Origin of the sequence: Lysinibacillus sp. FSL M8-0337 (genome assembly GCF_038593855.1) — a bacterium.
Taxonomy (GTDB): domain Bacteria; phylum Bacillota; class Bacilli; order Bacillales_A; family Planococcaceae; genus Lysinibacillus; species Lysinibacillus sphaericus_D.
Genome location: NZ_CP151996.1, coordinates 93,386 through 110,313, shown reverse-complemented (window position 1 = coordinate 110,313; position 16,928 = coordinate 93,386). Strand labels below are relative to the sequence as shown.

Genomic DNA, 16,928 nt, shown 5'->3' with positions numbered 1-16,928 from the left:
CAAACTTATGCACATTATTTCATAGACGGCATCAATCTCGTATCCGCCGATTGCTTCCATAGTGTTACGCCTTCCTCTTGCCAATTCATCTGTTGCAGCGTTTCGTGTGCTCTTTGCAATTGCTCTCCAGATGGGGTAGGCGTAATTTCTATTAATGGTACTAACACGAAAGCTCGTTCATACATTCTTGGGTGTGGCACAAGTAAGCTCTCTGTTTCAATATTTTCGTGATTGTAGAGTAGAATGTCAAGGTCGATGATTCGAGGCCCCCATCGAAACTCCCGAACACGACCTAGCTCATTCTCTACTGACTGACAAATCTTTAGCATTTCACAAGAAGAACTGCTTGTTCTAATATATACAGCGATATTTAAAAAATCTGCTTGGTCAGTAAAGCCTACAGCTGCAGTTTCATAGATAGAAGATATACGCATAACCTCTATCTGGTCTTTTTCCATCAAAAGTTCAATTGCACGCTGAAGGTTTTCATAACGTTCACCAATATTGGTGCCAATTGATATATATACGTCATTCATTAGAAGTCACCTCTAGTTATCTCAACTGAAACTTCTTTGTAATAACCATGGATTGGCGGATCTGGTTTAATCAGCTCAACTCGTACACCTTTGACCTTGTCAGGATATGCAGAGAGAATACTATTAGCGATTTTCGCAACAAGGGCTTCAATTAGTTTAAAAGGCTCGCCCTCAACGATATCACGACAAAGCGCATACACTTCAGCATAATTCACTGTATACGTTAAATCATCTGTGTCACCCGCTTTAGTCATATCAACCGCTAGTGAAACATTGGCGCGGAAGCGTTGACCAAGTGTTGTTTCTGCTGCTAAAACACCATGATAGCCATAAAACTGCATGTCCTTTAAATGAATATAGTCCATTACGCTTCCTCCTTGTAAATACGTTTACCTACTAACACATCAGCCATGTGTGCAGCACGAGCCATTTCTTTCACATCGTGCACACGGATTAGATGACAGCCTTTTTCAATGCCATAAACAACAGTTGCACATGTTCCTTCAATCCGTTCTTCTACAGGAAGCTGCAATACATTGCCAATCATTGACTTACGCGAGGTTGCTAATAACACAGGGTATCCCATATTCACTAAATCCGCTAGATGCTGCATCATTGCAATATTTTGAGCTGTTGTTTTAGCAAAACCAATGCCTGGATCCAATATAATATGAGAATCTTGCACACCAGCCTTCTTCGCAATAGCAATACTCTGTTCTAAATCCGCTTTGGCTGTTGCCCAAAAATTACTTCCATAATCTTTGTTTTCGCGATTATGCATTAAAATAATCGGTACATTTAGTTCCGCAGCAACTTCTGCAATGGTAGGTTCTGATTTGGCACCCCAAATATCATTAATAATATGAGCACCCGCTTCAATCGCCGCACGCGCTACTTTTGCTTTATACGTATCAACCGAAATAATAGCTGGTACTTCCGCTACTAGTGCCTGAATAACCGGAACAATGCGCGCAATTTCATCTTCATCAGAAATACGCTCATAACCAGGGCGTGTCGATTCACCGCCAACATCAATAATTTTCGCACCTTCAGCAACCATCTTTTTAGCCTGCTCTACAGCGGCCTCAACGCTATTGTATTTCCCACCATCTGAAAAAGAGTCTGGCGTGACATTTAAAATACCCATAATAAATGTTTCACTGTTATAATCTAAAGTAATCCCATTAATTGTTAACGTAGTTGTATAGTTTTCTAGCATTTTAATGCTCCTTCTATTGTTGTTCCACCTCTTTGATAAACGCCTCATGTAAACGTAAATAAATCGGTCCTTTATTGCCTAACAACTGAATATCTTCTAACTTGCAAATCGGAACAAGCTCTTGCACAGAGTTTGTAATAAAACATTCGCTCCCTTGCTCCACATCGTTTTTAGTAAATAAACCTTCTCGTATTTCCATACCTACTGATTGCGCATGTTCTAGTATCCACGCTCTCGTAATACCAGGTAAAATACCCGCTTCTAAAGAAGGCGTATATAGTATATCATCTTTCACCCAAAATATATTTGAAGTGACACCTTCAGCCACATAGCCCTCCTCTGTTAAAAAGAAACCTTCCTGCATGGCTAAAGAGGACATTTCAAACCTCCCTAAAACGTTATTGCCATAATGATGCGATTTAACACGCAAAGTACCTTCAGGAGTATTTCGTCTTACCTCTAACCATTGCGCTGTTTTTTCCTTACCACGAGGAGTATCAGGCAACTCTTTCCGAAAGACGATCACATTGGGTTGTGTATACTCGCTCGGTTGCAAGCCTATACTGTGCTCCCCAGCAGATACATTTAAACGAAAATAACCATCTTGCCCACCGGCGGCTAAATTTAGTTGTTCAATAACAGCTAGTAAATCCTGTTGTGTATAAGGCATGTGAATATGGAACTGCGTAAGTGCCGCTTGTAATCGTTCCATATGCGCTTCCCAAAATAATACCTTCCCATTGTAAGTACGCAACGTCTCGAAAAAACCTAAGCCATATAAAAAACCATGGTCAAATGGTGAGATTCGCAATTCCTCCGCTGTTACATAGGTCCCGTTCAACCAGCACTGCATATTATTTCGCTCCTTCTACATACAATTCGATAAAATGACGTAGAAGCTTTTTCCCCTGTTCCGTCATAATAGATTCTGGATGATATTGAACTCCTTCGATTGGATACTCTTTATGTCGAATCCCCATAATTTCTCCTTCCGCGGTCCAAGCTGTCACATCAAAACAGGCTGGTAAGCTTTCTTTTTCCACAATAAGCGAATGATATCGTGTTGCTTGAAATGGATTGGGCATACCTGCATGTAGACCATTTTCAGCATGCAACACCGGAGACGTTTTACCATGCATTAAACGTTCTGCACGAATAACATGCCCCCCAAAAACTTGAGCTATTGCTTGATGTCCAAGACACACCCCTAAAATAGGAATATTTCCCGCGAAATATCGAATGATGTTTAGACTTTCACCAGCTTCGTTCGGACTACAAGGTCCAGGAGAAATCACAATCATATCGGGCGCAAGTTTTTCAATATCCGCAATTGTTAGCGAATCATTTCTTTTCACAATTAACTCATGTCCAAATTCTCCAAAATACTGCACAAGATTATATGTAAAAGAATCATAGTTATCAATCATTAAAATCATTTTGCTCGCTCCTCTGCCATTGCCTTAGCCTGCCACATAGCTTTTGCTTTATTTAAAGATTCTTGGTATTCTCTTTCCGGAACAGAATCAATGACAATTCCTGCACCAGCTTGGATATGGGCCATTCCATCTTTAACAAATGCTGTTCGTATTACAATATTCAATTCCATATCTCCTGTATAGCCTAACCAGCCGATGGAACCCGTATATAACCCTCGACGGACTGGTTCTAATTCTTCAATAATTTCCATCGTACGAATTTTAGGTGCGCCTGTAATCGTCCCACCTGGGAACATCGCTCGAACAACATCCGCATTGGTCTTTCCTTCAGCTAGTTCGCCACGGACATTTGACACAATATGCATGACATGTGAATAGCGTTCAATGACCATAAACTCATCGACCTCCACTGTACCGTACGTGGATACTCTCCCTAGGTCATTACGTTCTAAATCAACGAGCATCACATGTTCTGCTCGCTCCTTCTCGTTATCAATTAACTCCTGAGCTAACGCAATGTCTTGTTCGTCAGACTTTCCTCTCGGACGCGTTCCTGCTATTGGTCGTGTTGATAACTCCTTACCATGGCGTTTCACCAATAGCTCTGGCGAACCCGACACAACCGCAAATTCAGGGGCTTCAATATACGCCATATATGGCGAAGGATTAAAGGTACGTAACGCTTCATAAACATCCATTGCTGTAGCATTTAGTTTTTTCGATTGACGGACTGATAAATTCACTTGAAACACATCACCTTGTGCTATATAGCTTTGAATTTTCTTCACAGCAGCTTCAAAGTCCGTTCCTGCAAATGACACAAGCAGCTCACTTTCATCATTTACCACTTCAACAGCATTTGTCTTTTCGAACTTTCTTAACTGCAAACCTTCCTGTGCCGCTACTTGCCAAGTATGTGCTCGCTCTTCAAGGTTCACATCACAGTTAGCTAACTTCATAAACGTTACTTCATTTGTCTTAACATCATGTACTGCCCAACAATCAAATAAATAAAAATAAATATCTGGCACCTTTAAATCATCTGTTGCTAGTTCTGGCAGCTCCTCAATTTTCCGTGCGTAATCGTATGACACAAAACCGATTGCGCCTCCTTGGAAAACAGGCAGTTTAGCATCATAAGTTAATTGATAGTTCGCTACTAACTGTTCTAATAAATCAAGTGGCTCCCCGTATAACATTTCGCGAGCGCCATCTCTCCACTCAATAAGCAAACCACCCGCAATTGATTGAGCAGTTGCTAATGGCTGCCAAGCAGCGATCGAATAGTGCCCCCCACGTCCACTCTCTAAAAATACATGGGCTTTTTCATCTGTCGTTTGCTTTTTATAGCTATAAAAAAACGCGTCTGCGTCCATTTTTACTGATTTCGTAGATAATTTATTCACGTTGCTCTTCCCCTTTGGATCATATGATGTGATTCCATCTTAACGTGAAAAATGCAGAGATGCGAATTTTTTTTGCTTCTAAAATAAATAACTATTAACGTCACTTCTTACTACAACCGCTTGCCAATACTGTCGTTTTTAATGGCATTATTTCTTGCTCAAAAGATGTTCCATACGGACGTTCTGTATAATTAAGAATTTTTCTAAACATGTTGCCAAGCTAAAATACGTATGTGAATTTATTAATTGATTGTAGTGAACGCTTGCTCGAGTCCTGCGTGATAAGCGCAAAGAATACTTAAAACCCGCCTACAAAAAGCAAGTAACCCCCTTTAAGGGAATCAACCTGCGCGCAGAATTTGACGCCACAGCTATTCCATAAAGAAAAAACTGTAGGCACACTCTCAATTTTTTGAGATTGCCTACAGTCTATAAGACTCCCTAATAGGAGGATGTCATGTTATCTGAAAATTAGTCTTCAAATTGGTATAAAGGTGTAGATAGGTAACGCTCACCATTTGAAGGTACGATTGCAAGAACATTTGAGCCCTTACCTAAGCGTTTTGCTGTCTCAATTGCTGCATAGATCGCTGCACCTGAAGAAATACCGCATAGAATACCCTCTTCACGCGCTACTTTACGTGCTACTTCAAAGGCAATTTCATTTTCTACAGGGAATACTGAAGAATAAACGTCCGTATCTAAAACAGAAGGTACGAATCCAGCACCAATCCCTTGGATTTTATGCGGACCTGGTTGACCTCCTGAAAGTACTGGAGAATCTTTTGGCTCAACAGCAATAATTTCAATTTCTGGGTACTTCTCTTTTAATACGCTACCAGCACCAGTAATTGTACCACCTGTACCAACACCAGCAACAAATCCATCTAATTTCAAGCCGTCAAAAGCTTCCACGATTTCTGGCCCTGTTGTTAAACGGTGAACAACTGCGTTTGCTGGGTTAGTGAATTGCTGTGGTAAAAAGTATCCGTGCTCTGCAGATAACTCTTCCGCCTTTGAAATGGCACCTTTCATGCCTGCTGGTCCAGGTGTTAATACTAGATCAGCACCATAAGCACGCAGTAAATTACGGCGCTCTAAACTCATTGTTTCTGGCATTACTAAGATTGCTTTATAGCCCTTAGCTGCAGCAATCATTGCTAATCCAATTCCTGTATTACCAGAAGTAGGTTCAATAATCGTACCACCTGGTTTTAACGTTCCGTCTTTTTCAGCAGCTTCAATCATCGCCAACGCTAAACGGTCTTTTACTGAGCTCCCTGGGTTAAAATACTCTAATTTAACATATACAGTACCTTCATTTTCACCTGTTGCATGATTTAATTTTACAATTGGTGTTTTACCAACTAATTCAGCTACTGAGTTCGCTAATCTACTCATTTATTATTCCACTCCTAATCCCTACTAATTTTATAGGTTTTACTTATTTTGTATTTTATCAATTTTCCAGTTGCATTGTCAATCAATAAAGCTTATATTTTCAGAATATTTATTTGAAGCCAGAAAGTACGTTACTTTCTGGCTTCCCTTTATCATTTCTTTTCTTCACCATAATACCAAGTCGCCTTAAATTCAGACCAAAATGCTTCAGGTGTTATAGATTGTTGCAATTGCTCCAACGCAAGCTCCCGTTCGATATGTTCTTTCACATCGTCATATGTAAAGGATTGACCTTCTATTACTTCTTGAACTTGCACGATTCCGTAATGGCCATTATCTAACTTAAATACCTTACTAATTTCATTTGCCGATAAAGTTTTAACCGCCTTTAACAGAGCTGGATCAATATTACCTTGCTCTTCTGTTAAGAAGCCGATGTCTCCACCTAAGCTAGCCGATGCACTGTCAATTGAAATTTCACGTGCCAGCACAGAAAAATCAGAACCATTTTTTAGTTCACTTAGCGCTTCTTCAGCAGCTTTTTTTGAGTCTACCTCAATAAAATTTGTACGATAACTTGTGTCAGTATTATATAACGCTTTATTTTCTTCATAGTATTTTTTTATACTGTCTTCTTTAATCACTACATCTTTTGTTAGTACTTTATCTAAAATAAGCTCCGAGCGAATTTTCTGCTTTAACTGGTCAGCCGAAAGATTTTGCAATGCTGTATCGAATTTATCTTGAGCTGAACGCATTAGGGCAAGTTCTAAATCAATCTCTTGATTCGACACTTTTATTTTATATTTATCAGCAGCCTTTTCCATAACAGATTCATTCACTAAGTTTTGGAGAGTTTCTTTACCATAGCGTTCTTCCATAGCAATCATCCAGTCTTGGCGTGTTATTACATCGCCATCAACGGTAGCGACTTGTTCGTCGCTACCAATTTCCTGACCTTTATTTGGAATTAACCAAGCAATAAACCATAAAAAATTCCCTAGTAATAATATAGCAATAACTATTAAAGCCGGTTTTGTTTTTAAACGGCGTTGCAATAAGGGCGTTTGGTTGGGTGTTGAAGATGTCTGTGGTCTCCGATTACGCGTTGAGCTCATCGATAAAACCTTCTAGTTCTTCTTTTGAGAAATGATATGTTTCTAAACAGAAGTGACATTGCGCTTCAGCCGCACCATCTTCATCAATCATTTCTTGAATTTCCTGCGAACCCAAACCTAAAATTGCTGCACCAAATCGCTCTTTTGAACATTGACATTTAAATTCAACCGGCATTGAATCTAAAATTTGGACTTTTCCTTCTCCTAATACAGCCTCTAAAATTTGCTCTGGCGTATAGCCCTTTTCAATCATTTTCGATACAGGCTCTAGCGTCGCTAAATGTTGCTCGATTGCATCAATTGTTTCTTCTTCACAGCCCGGCATCAGTTGAAGAATAAAGCCGCCCGCTGCTAGAATAGAATTATCTGGATTTACTAGTACACCAAGTCCCACAGATGAAGGTACCTGTTCAGATGTTGCAAAATAGTAAGTAAAATCTTCTGCAATTTCTCCAGATATGATTGGTGTTTGACCAGAGAACATATCACGTAAGCCCAGGTCCTTGACAATCGTTAACGCACCTTCCGTGCCGACACCAGCTCGTACATCCAATTTACCTTGTTCGTTTAAATCAAAATGCACATGTGGATTTGTTACAAAACCACGGACTTCGCCTTGAGCGTTACTGTCAATTACCATAGGACCGATTGGACCATTACCTTCGATTTTAATCGTAATCTTTTCTTGACCTTTTAACATAGCTCCCATCATGACACCAGCAGTCATGGAACGGCCAAGAGCCGCTGACACAACTGGCCATGTATTATGACGGCGTTGTGCTTCTCCTACAGTGGCTGTTGTACAAGCAGCGAAAACACGTACCTGCCCATTAAATCCTAAACCTCGAACTAAATAATCTTTCATAAATGAAAAGTCCCTCTTTTCTTATTGGTTACGTTTATATAACTTATATAAACCTTTTAATGTTAAAAATGGATCGACGACATCTATTACTTGCGTCTCCCCAGCAATTAAATTGGCTAATCCTCCAGTTGCAATCACAAGCGGCTCTTCTTTACTTTGTGCCTTCATGCGATTAACAATGCCCTCCACTTGTCCAACAAAACCATAAAAAATGCCGGCCTGCATCGCAGAAACGGTTGTTTTTCCAACAATATGTGTAGAACGAAGAATTTCAATACGTGGTAATCGAGCTGCCTGCGTATAAAGTGCCTCCGTTGAAATTGAAATACCTGGAGCAATAGCACCGCCCATATAATCGCCTTTTTCATTCAAATAACAATATGTTGTTGCTGTACCAAAATCCACAATAATTAACGGTGCTTTATATGCATCGAGCGCTGCTATTGCGTTTACGATTCGATCCGAACCAACCTCTCGTGGGTTTTCATATTTAATATTTAAACCTGTTTTGACACCGGGGCCAACGACCAATGGTTTTTTCCGGAAATATTTTTTGCACATTGCTTCTAACGAAAACATAATCGGCGGTACAACCGAGGATATAATAATGCCAGTAATTTGTTCAAATGAAATGCCTGCATGGTTAAAAAAAGCGAGTACTTGCATCGCATATTCGTCTTCCGTTTTATGAAGATCCGTAACCATTCGCCAATGAAAAGCGAGCTGATCATTTGTATCATAGACTCCCAATACAATATTTGAATTTCCTGCATCCAATACTAAAATCACGGCCGATGCCTCCATATCAAATTCGCCCCAATGAAACCGACTGTGCTTCACTACTTTCACCAAACATTTCGTTTGTGCAACTCCACTTCATCGGACTAGCGGCTCTTATTTTAGTTTAAGAAGGCGCTTCGCTGAACACCAAATAAAGTTTGAACACTTTAGAAAATGATACCACACTTTTAAGCCAATGAAATAGCATTCCTACTCACGATAAAGGAGCTACCCGACATTTTAGAAATTTTAGAAGGTAGCTCCATCACATTATTTAAAATTAAATTTTTCAGGGTCTGGTCCGCAACGCAAACCGTCATTCATAGCATCTAGTTGCGCCATTTCTTCATCAGCTAACGCAAAATCAAAAACATCTAAGTTTTCTGTCATACGTGATGGTGTCATTGTTTTTGGGATGGTTACAACACCATGTTGAACATCATATCGCAAAACAATTTGTGCTGGAGTTTTGTTGTATTTACTTGCTAACTGTTGAATTAACGCTTCCTCCAACAAAGAACCATTCATTAATGGTGACCATGCTTCAACTTGAATACGATGTTCTTTACAATAATTACGTACTTCCTCCTGCGTCAGATGGGGGTGAAATTCTATTTGATTGATAACAGGGATAACCGTCGTTTCTTTTAATAAATGTTCTAAATGATGTACATGAAAATTGCTGACACCGATGGAACGAACACGCCCGTCCTGATAAATTTTTTCAAGCGCTTTATATGCCTCAATATAGCTCGTATCTAAACCTGGCCAATGAATTAAATATAAATCTAAATAATCTAAACCTAATTTTTCTAAACTGCTAGCGTATGCGGCTAGTGTCTCTTTATAAGAAAGTCCGTCATTCCAAACTTTTGAAGTTATAAAAAGCTCCTCACGTGCAACGAGACCTTCATCAATTGCTGCGCGAATTCCACGCCCAACGCTTTCCTCATTACGATACACTTGTGCAGTATCTATGCTACGATAGCCTTTTGCGATAGCCGTTTTAACAGCTTCAGCCAAATCATCTCCATCTGGTACACGGAATACACCATAGCCTACTAAAGGCATTTCTAGTCCATTATTCAATGTTACGTTTTCCATGTTCAACACTCCTATCCATTATGCAGACGCATAACATACTATTTACATCGTAATGCTTCATGCAAAAAAAAAGCAAAGAAAAAGACTGCTTATGGAAATTTCATAAGCAGTCTTTTATGTGATTAATCACGTTTTTCGTCGATCCCTTTAGGAGCATCCTTTTGGTCGAAACCTTCTTTTGGTAAATCCGCTGTTGTTGGATTTGGCGCTTCGCTTAGCAATTCTTTTTCAAGAACAGGTTTACCGACTTTTTCTAAAGTTGGTTGTGCTTCAGCTTTAGGCGCTTGTTCTACAACGTTTTCTACCGCTTCAGGTTCTGGTAAAACACCATGATCGCGTAAATGTTCGATTTCTTGCGCATTTAATGTTTCTTTTTCCATTAAAGTATTCGCAATTAAATCAAGTAAATGGCGTTTTTCTGTCAGAATACGTTTAGTACGTTCATACTGCGTATCGATAATTTTTTGCATTTCTTTATCGATTTCATAAGCAATTGAATCGGAGTAGTTTTGATCAGAGTTGAAGTCACGACCAAGGAATACATTCCCACCTTGACTTGACCCAAATTGCATCGCACCAAGATTTTCACTCATACCATATTCTGTAACCATTGCACGTGCAATGCTTGTTACCTTTTGGAAGTCATTATGAGCCCCAGTAGATACTTCACCTAGCACGATTTCTTCAGCTACACGACCACCAAGAAGTCCCGCAATACGGTCTAACAGCTCTTGTTTTGTTGTGAAGAAACGTTCTTCCTTCGGTAACATAATCGCATAACCACCCGCTTGACCACGTGGTACGATCGTTACTTTATGAACTGTATCCGCTTCATCAAGCTCTAGACCAACAACAACGTGACCCGCTTCATGGAAGGATACAAGCTTTTTCTCTTTTGCAGAGTAAACGCGGCTCGCTTTCGCTGGACCTGCAATGACACGGTCAGATGCCTCATCAATATCTGCCATATTAATCGTACGTTTACTTTTACGTGCTGCTACAAGTGCAGCTTCGTTCAATAAGTTTTCTAAATCCGCACCCGAGAAGCCTGGTGTACGTTGTGCTACAGCTGCTAAATCGACTGAATCCGATAGAGGCTTATTGCGAGCATGCACTTTTAGAATGGCTTCACGGCCTTTTACATCAGGATGTCCTACTGTAATTTGACGGTCAAAGCGACCAGGACGTAATAACGCTTTATCTAAAATATCTGGACGGTTTGTTGCCGCGATAATAATAATCCCTTCGTTTGCACCGAAGCCATCCATTTCAACTAATAATTGGTTCAATGTTTGCTCACGTTCATCGTGACCACCGCCAAGACCAGCACCACGCTGACGACCTACAGCATCAATTTCATCAATGAAAATGATACATGGAGCATTTTTCTTCGCATTTTCGAATAAATCACGCACACGCGAAGCACCTACACCGACAAACATTTCTACGAAGTCAGAACCTGAAATCGAGAAGAATGGTACGCCAGCTTCACCTGCTACTGCACGAGCAAGTAATGTTTTACCTGTACCTGGAGGACCTACAAGTAAGATACCTTTTGGAATACGAGCACCTATTTCAGTGAATTTGCGGTGATCCTTTAAGAAATCAACGACCTCTACAAGTTCCGCTTTCTCTTCATCTGCACCCGCTACATCAGTAAAACGAACTTTTTTCTTTTGGTCATCATATAGCTTAGCTTTACTTTTACCAAAGCTCATTACTTTATTGCCGCCACCTTGAGATTGACTCATTAGGAAGAAGAATAAGAAGATGATAATGATGAATGGAATAATACCTGTAAAGAACTGTACCCATCCACTCGTTTCTGGTGCTTTCAAGAAATCTATATTGCTATTCTTATCCTTAGCAGCTTCATCGATTCGATCCATCAATGATTGGTTATCGCGTGGAAGATTCACTGTGAAACTTTCGCCTTTTTCATAACCTTTCATGGAACCTTCAACAATATATACTGATTTATCAGGTTGAATTTTTGCTTCTGTAATTTCATTCTTATCAAGAGCTTCTAAAAACTCTGGGTAAGTAATTTCGTTCGTCGGCGATTTACCGCCATTGAAAGTACCAAATATACCAATGATCACTAGGAAAATCAGTAAATAGAATATGGTATATCGAAATATTCGATTCATCTCCAGCCTCCTCATTACAAACAGAAAAATTATAAGTAAAATCTTAACATATCATGATTTCATCATACAACGAAAAGCCTTACTTAAAAAAAGTTTCGTTCGAATTTTGTCGAAATCTAAACATATTTACTCCCACTAATTACAATCCCAGCGAATTTGCAACCGGTAATCCTCTTTTGGCGCAACTTTCGATGCGTCCGAAATTGAATTGTTTTTTTCAATCTACCTATGTCATCCGCTGGAGGCTTAACTGGTACCCACGCATCTATGCGAGCGGGCTAAGTCATTAAAATGAATAAACTTCTGGCTTTAAAATACCGATATATGGTAAATTGCGGTATTTTTCAGCGTAGTCTAAACCATAGCCAACAACAAAGCCATCGGGAACTTTGAAGCCAACATAATCAGCAGAAAGGTTTACTTTTCGTCCTGATGGTTTGTCTAAAAGGGTAACAATTTTAATGGATTTTGCTTTACGGTATTTAAATAGATCTACCAGGTAGCTTAGCGTTAACCCGCTATCAATGATGTCCTCGATAATTAATACATCACGACCCTCAACACTTGTGTTTAAATCCTTTAAAATTTTCACTTCACCAGATGAAACTGTTGCATTACCATAGCTAGATACATCCATAAAATCTAGCTCAATAAAAGAATCAAAACGTTTCATTAAGTCTGTCATGAAGGGCATCGCACCTTTAAGTACGCCGACAGCTAACGGGAATGAATCTTGATATTCCTCTGTCAATTGGGCGCCTAGCTCAGCGATTCTTTCTTGCAGTTGTTCTTCTGTAATCATAATTTTTTCGATGTCATTTTGTAACATATTGATTCCTCCTCGTGTGTATCAAAAACTTTCAACCTGTATGTAGGTGAAATATTTTACAAAGACCATTAGTCTACGATGAGCACTGTATCATCGCTTGGTTGCGGCGTAGTTGAAAAATAAACACCCATACGCACACCAATTACCGCTACGACCTCGTTAGATTGAGAAATCAGTAACGGCCAGCTATTTCGCTCATTTAAAGGAATCTTTTCATCTATAAAAAGGCGAGATAAACGTTTTGGCTTATCCATTCCTTTTAACAGCATTCGGTCTCCTTCCTTACGTGCCCTAATATAGAGTGGAAGTGTAAGTTTATTAGCGTTAAAGTAAAAAAGTTGTGCACTATCTGTAAGCAATTCGGATGCTAATTCAGACAGCTTAACGACAGATAGACGGACACCATTTTTTAATGTTGTCCTATCATTAGCAGTTAAAACAATTCCTTTTTCAGGGTAAATTTCACTTTCTAATGATTCGCTTTTCTGAATCGTCAATTTGCCATAACGGCGAACTGCCATAAAACCTTCTGGTAAGTGAACTTCTGCATACCCAGATGTTGTTTCACAAAGCTTTAAAAGCGAAGTTAAGATAGCATAACTTTGTATCGTATTTGAATCTTTGTAAAGATAGTTTAATAGTATTAAAATGAGCCTCCTTTGTAAAGCAGGTGCTACCATTTCAAATGCTTCTATCTCCATACTATACATATTTTCTTTGTATATTTTTACTGTTTTTGAAAATATGTCTTGTGCAAGTGTCATTAAGTACGCATCATCCTCTTGCAAATGCTTTGTAAATCGACTCGTCTGCTCAGCTACACGTGGGTTTTCCGCCTCCAATAGGGGTACTACGTGGTGTCTATAACGATTTCTTACGTAGGAGTCTTTCAGATTGCTCGCATCTTCACGATAATTCAAACCCTGCTTCCGTAAATATTCCCTTATTTCGGACTTTGTAACCGTTAAAAACGGACGAATTAATGATTTTCCTGCAAAAATACGCTTTGGACGAATACCTTGCATACTATTCATCGTAGCATTTTTCGTCAGGGCCATTAATACTGACTCCAGTTGATCGTCCGCATGATGTGCAGTTACAAGCTTGGTTGCCATCGTTTTATGTATGACTTCTGCAAAATAACGATAGCGTTCTCTACGACAAACTAACTGTGAGTTGCCATTTTCCAGCGCTAAAATTTCTGGAATAGGAATGGCTGTTGCATGCAACATAACGCCATATTTATCGCAATAGCGTTGGACAAAAGCTCTATCCTCAGCGGATGCCTCGCCTCTTAACATATGATCGACATGCACTGCCTCGACCTCAATGCCCCATTGCTCTTTAGTTTTCACAAAGTAATGGAGTAGTGCCATTGAATCTACACCACCCGAAACGGCGACGAGAAGATGGTCGTCTTGCTGTAATAATTGCTCTTCATCAATAAATTGTTTGACCTTTAATTCAAATGACAAACGCTTCTCCTCCCCTTTTCGTTTCTTTTTACGAAGATTTACTCATGGAATATTGAGCTGGTTTAAATACTGCCCATGTTGGCACGACGTGGGTAACTTCTAACATCAATACTGTACAGTCATCCTCTATTGCATAATACGATTGGAAGGACTGCATGATTGTTGTTAATTTATCTTGTATGGTTTTATTTGTGCTTGCTACCTGCTGTGCGAATGCTAAAAAGGATTCTTCTTGCTCATCCCAATCGGCAATGCTTGAAAACAGACCATCGGAATGCATCAGTATGACATCGCCCGCCTTGAGCTTTCTTTTTTCAGCTTCAACCGCCGAAATTGACAAAAACCCAACAGGTGCTGCGTTACTCTCAACTTTCAATACCTCTTTGCCTCGTAAAATATAGGTGGACATGCCCCCCGCCTTCCACGACCATAAATCGCCATGTTGTAAATCGACTAGAGCAAAGTCGAGCGTAGCATACATATCATCCTGTTGCTTAAGAGACATCACATAATGTAAGGTATGCATCGCCGTCTCGGGATTCATATTGAAATTCAAACATTCCCGCATTAAATGAATCAATTTCCTACTCTCATGCTGTGCTTCTTTACTCTGCCCCATTCCATCAGACAACAAGATGGCAAATAACCCTGGATGCAATTGGAATAGCGCGTGTGAATCACCAGAATAGAGCGTTGCATCTTTTGACATGCTATATATATCATACTCTACTTCAAAGCTAATAGCTGATCTAAAGCTTACTTGAATGTGACGAAATGGTACATCACACGCAACAACTTTATCAATTTCAAACGGTTCTTCAAAAATATCGTATAAAATTGGCAAAATCATACGCTCTGCTACTGTTGTATCCTCTTCCCAATTAACACGTGCAGGAGCTAGTGCGCATACGATTTTTCGCGCGCCCGCCTTATTGCTCAGCACATCAAGCTGAAAACACTCGATATGAGCATCCTTCAAGCGTTGAATAATATCCTTCTCTACGCTGACGAAAGAGATTGTTTCTTCTTTCATCTCTGCAATTAACTGATTAAGATGATTACTCATATCGCGTAACTGAAGGGCAATCATTTTTTTACCATGAAAATACTGTCCATTAATACGCTCCCTATACAGTTCCGTCTCCAATTCCTCGAAAATTTTGGTTGCTTTAACACATTTATATCGAATTTGTTCTTCCACCCGGTGGATAGACGATTCTTTCCCTACACCTTTCATATGAAACCAATCTGTCATAAGCTTGTCCATGCCATTATTTTGCGCGCCCCAGCACCGATCATGGCGAAAACAACTTAAACATGTATTCATAGGAGCCACTTCTTCTTTCACTGCTACAGGGGCTGTCATAAAGCGTTCAAATACAAGTTCTTTCATGAAATGAACGAAATGTTGAAAGTGCTCTAGCTTAAATGTAACATGCTCTGTCAACCAATGTTGCCTAGCTAATAACACTTCTTCACGTTGTGGAAAAAGCTTGTTACGCACTTTATCTGAATAGCTTTTAGGAAGAACTAAAAAAACCAAACTGCCTATAGCAATTGACGTGAAGTACACGCTATCTAATGGCAATGTTGCGTCATAAAATAAAAAAAACACACTCGGCAAAATGCTACCAATCGCTACACCAAATCTCCCTGCACGAGCCCCCATACCTGCACAAAGCCCCGTTAAGGTTGCAACCGACAACATTCCTGTAAAAGATAACTTTGCCACACCTATAAGTGCTCCTAATACCGCTCCTATTACAGTAGCTAGCGGCACACTTCCCACGGATGCACCAAAACAAATAAGTAGTTGTAATAAAAAAATGGGTAGAGAAAAATAGCTAACGACGACGGCTTGCATCCCCGTAAGCATAGCCGCAAATACAACTAATGCTGAGCCTAGCCGTTCATATGTCCAATGGCTTGTAAACCACTCATAGGAGTTAACAAAAAGCACTTGCATAAATAACGTCATAATGAGCGCTAAAGCTACTTCACATCCTACATAAAATTGTACAAGCACTGGCGGAAGCCCTTGGTGCATTACTCCTTGCCATAATACTTGTACGATAAGTACAGCAAGTGAAACGGCAATACTTTGGGGTAACTGCCAATATCGGAAACGTTGTATACATTCATACATGCCTATTTGTAATGCTAGAATGAGGACTTGTCCGAAACCAAGGAAATAACAGCCTATTAAACCGCCTATTAAGACGAACTTCGCATACTCTTTATATTTACTGCGAATAATCGCCCAAAACGGGACAGAGAAAGGTACAGCTGCTTCAAACACCACAGATTGAGCTAAAAAAAAGGATGTTAAGAAAAATAGGGAACCTATCAGCAATTGCCTTTTTCTTGCCCCCAATTTTTGGTCGTCTACATTCGCTGTTTCATACCATTCAACACTAGTCATTACATAATCCCCTTTCTACACTTTTTCGTTATTATAAGAAATTATGAGTGGAAAGATTGTCTGACGATGGCAAAAAAAAATATAAACATTTCGACGAATACATATGCATAAATACGTTAATTGTCAGCAAGTACTAAAAAAATAGGATACTGTGCAAAATTACAGTAAATATTTTTCGGAATATTCT

The 16,928-nt window shown here is 39.6% G+C and carries 15 protein-coding genes; all 15 read right to left on the bottom strand.

Annotated elements, in window-relative coordinates; genetic code table 11:
- Positions 1-14: 14 nt before the first annotated feature.
- Positions 15-536: a 2-amino-4-hydroxy-6-hydroxymethyldihydropteridine diphosphokinase gene (folK, locus tag MKY08_RS00515; protein ID WP_069510865.1), complete on the bottom strand. Its 522-nt coding sequence runs from the start codon at positions 534-536 to the stop codon at positions 15-17.
- Entirely contained in the window at positions 536-901 is a 366-nt protein-coding gene (folB, locus tag MKY08_RS00510; protein ID WP_024362617.1) for a dihydroneopterin aldolase, read from the bottom strand. Before folB ends, folK begins: the two co-directional genes overlap by 1 nt.
- On the bottom strand, positions 901-1,755 hold the full coding sequence (folP, locus tag MKY08_RS00505; protein WP_069510863.1) for a dihydropteroate synthase: 855 nt from the start codon (positions 1,753-1,755) through the stop codon (positions 901-903). Before folP ends, folB begins: the two co-directional genes overlap by 1 nt.
- Positions 1,756-1,768: 13 nt before the next feature.
- Entirely contained in the window at positions 1,769-2,608 is an 840-nt protein-coding gene (gene pabC, locus MKY08_RS00500) for an aminodeoxychorismate lyase (protein ID WP_069510861.1), read from the bottom strand.
- A 1-nt stretch (position 2,609) separates the two neighbouring features.
- Positions 2,610-3,191, bottom strand: coding sequence for an aminodeoxychorismate/anthranilate synthase component II (gene pabA, locus MKY08_RS00495; protein WP_069510859.1), 582 nt, complete (start codon positions 3,189-3,191; stop codon positions 2,610-2,612).
- Positions 3,188-4,567, bottom strand: a complete 1,380-nt coding sequence (locus tag MKY08_RS00490; RefSeq protein WP_081327913.1) for an anthranilate synthase component I family protein — start codon at positions 4,565-4,567, stop codon at positions 3,188-3,190. The genes pabA and MKY08_RS00490 overlap by 4 nt, the downstream gene beginning before the upstream one ends.
- Positions 4,568-5,068: 501 nt before the next feature.
- On the bottom strand, positions 5,069-5,998 hold the full coding sequence (cysK, locus tag MKY08_RS00485) for a cysteine synthase A (protein WP_069510855.1): 930 nt from the start codon (positions 5,996-5,998) through the stop codon (positions 5,069-5,071).
- 152 nt (positions 5,999-6,150) lie between these two features.
- Positions 6,151-7,116: a peptidyl-prolyl cis-trans isomerase gene (locus tag MKY08_RS00480; protein ID WP_069510853.1), complete on the bottom strand. Its 966-nt coding sequence runs from the start codon at positions 7,114-7,116 to the stop codon at positions 6,151-6,153.
- Positions 7,100-7,981 (bottom strand): Hsp33 family molecular chaperone HslO, encoded by an 882-nt coding sequence (gene hslO / locus MKY08_RS00475; protein ID WP_024362610.1) that lies wholly within the window; start codon positions 7,979-7,981, stop codon positions 7,100-7,102. Before hslO ends, MKY08_RS00480 begins: the two co-directional genes overlap by 17 nt.
- A 21-nt stretch (positions 7,982-8,002) precedes the next feature.
- Positions 8,003-8,770, bottom strand: a complete 768-nt coding sequence (locus MKY08_RS00470; RefSeq protein ID WP_025218335.1) for a type III pantothenate kinase — start codon at positions 8,768-8,770, stop codon at positions 8,003-8,005.
- A 261-nt stretch (positions 8,771-9,031) separates the two neighbouring features.
- Positions 9,032-9,865 carry an aldo/keto reductase gene (locus MKY08_RS00465; protein ID WP_069510851.1) on the bottom strand — a complete coding sequence of 278 codons (834 nt, stop codon included), beginning with the start codon at positions 9,863-9,865 and terminating at the stop codon, positions 9,032-9,034.
- Positions 9,866-9,987: 122 nt separating this feature from the next.
- Positions 9,988-12,015 carry an ATP-dependent zinc metalloprotease FtsH gene (gene ftsH / locus MKY08_RS00460; protein WP_069510849.1) on the bottom strand — a complete coding sequence of 676 codons (2,028 nt, stop codon included), beginning with the start codon at positions 12,013-12,015 and terminating at the stop codon, positions 9,988-9,990.
- 286 nt (positions 12,016-12,301) lie between these two features.
- Positions 12,302-12,844 carry a hypoxanthine phosphoribosyltransferase gene (gene hpt / locus MKY08_RS00455; protein WP_069510847.1) on the bottom strand — a complete coding sequence of 181 codons (543 nt, stop codon included), beginning with the start codon at positions 12,842-12,844 and terminating at the stop codon, positions 12,302-12,304.
- Between the two features lie 68 nt (positions 12,845-12,912).
- Positions 12,913-14,319 carry a tRNA lysidine(34) synthetase TilS gene (tilS, locus tag MKY08_RS00450; protein WP_069510845.1) on the bottom strand — a complete coding sequence of 469 codons (1,407 nt, stop codon included), beginning with the start codon at positions 14,317-14,319 and terminating at the stop codon, positions 12,913-12,915.
- Between the two features lie 28 nt (positions 14,320-14,347).
- Complete coding sequence (locus MKY08_RS00445) at positions 14,348-16,741, bottom strand: SpoIIE family protein phosphatase (RefSeq protein WP_069510843.1); 2,394 nt, start codon at positions 16,739-16,741, stop codon at positions 14,348-14,350.
- Positions 16,742-16,928 lie beyond the last annotated feature (187 nt).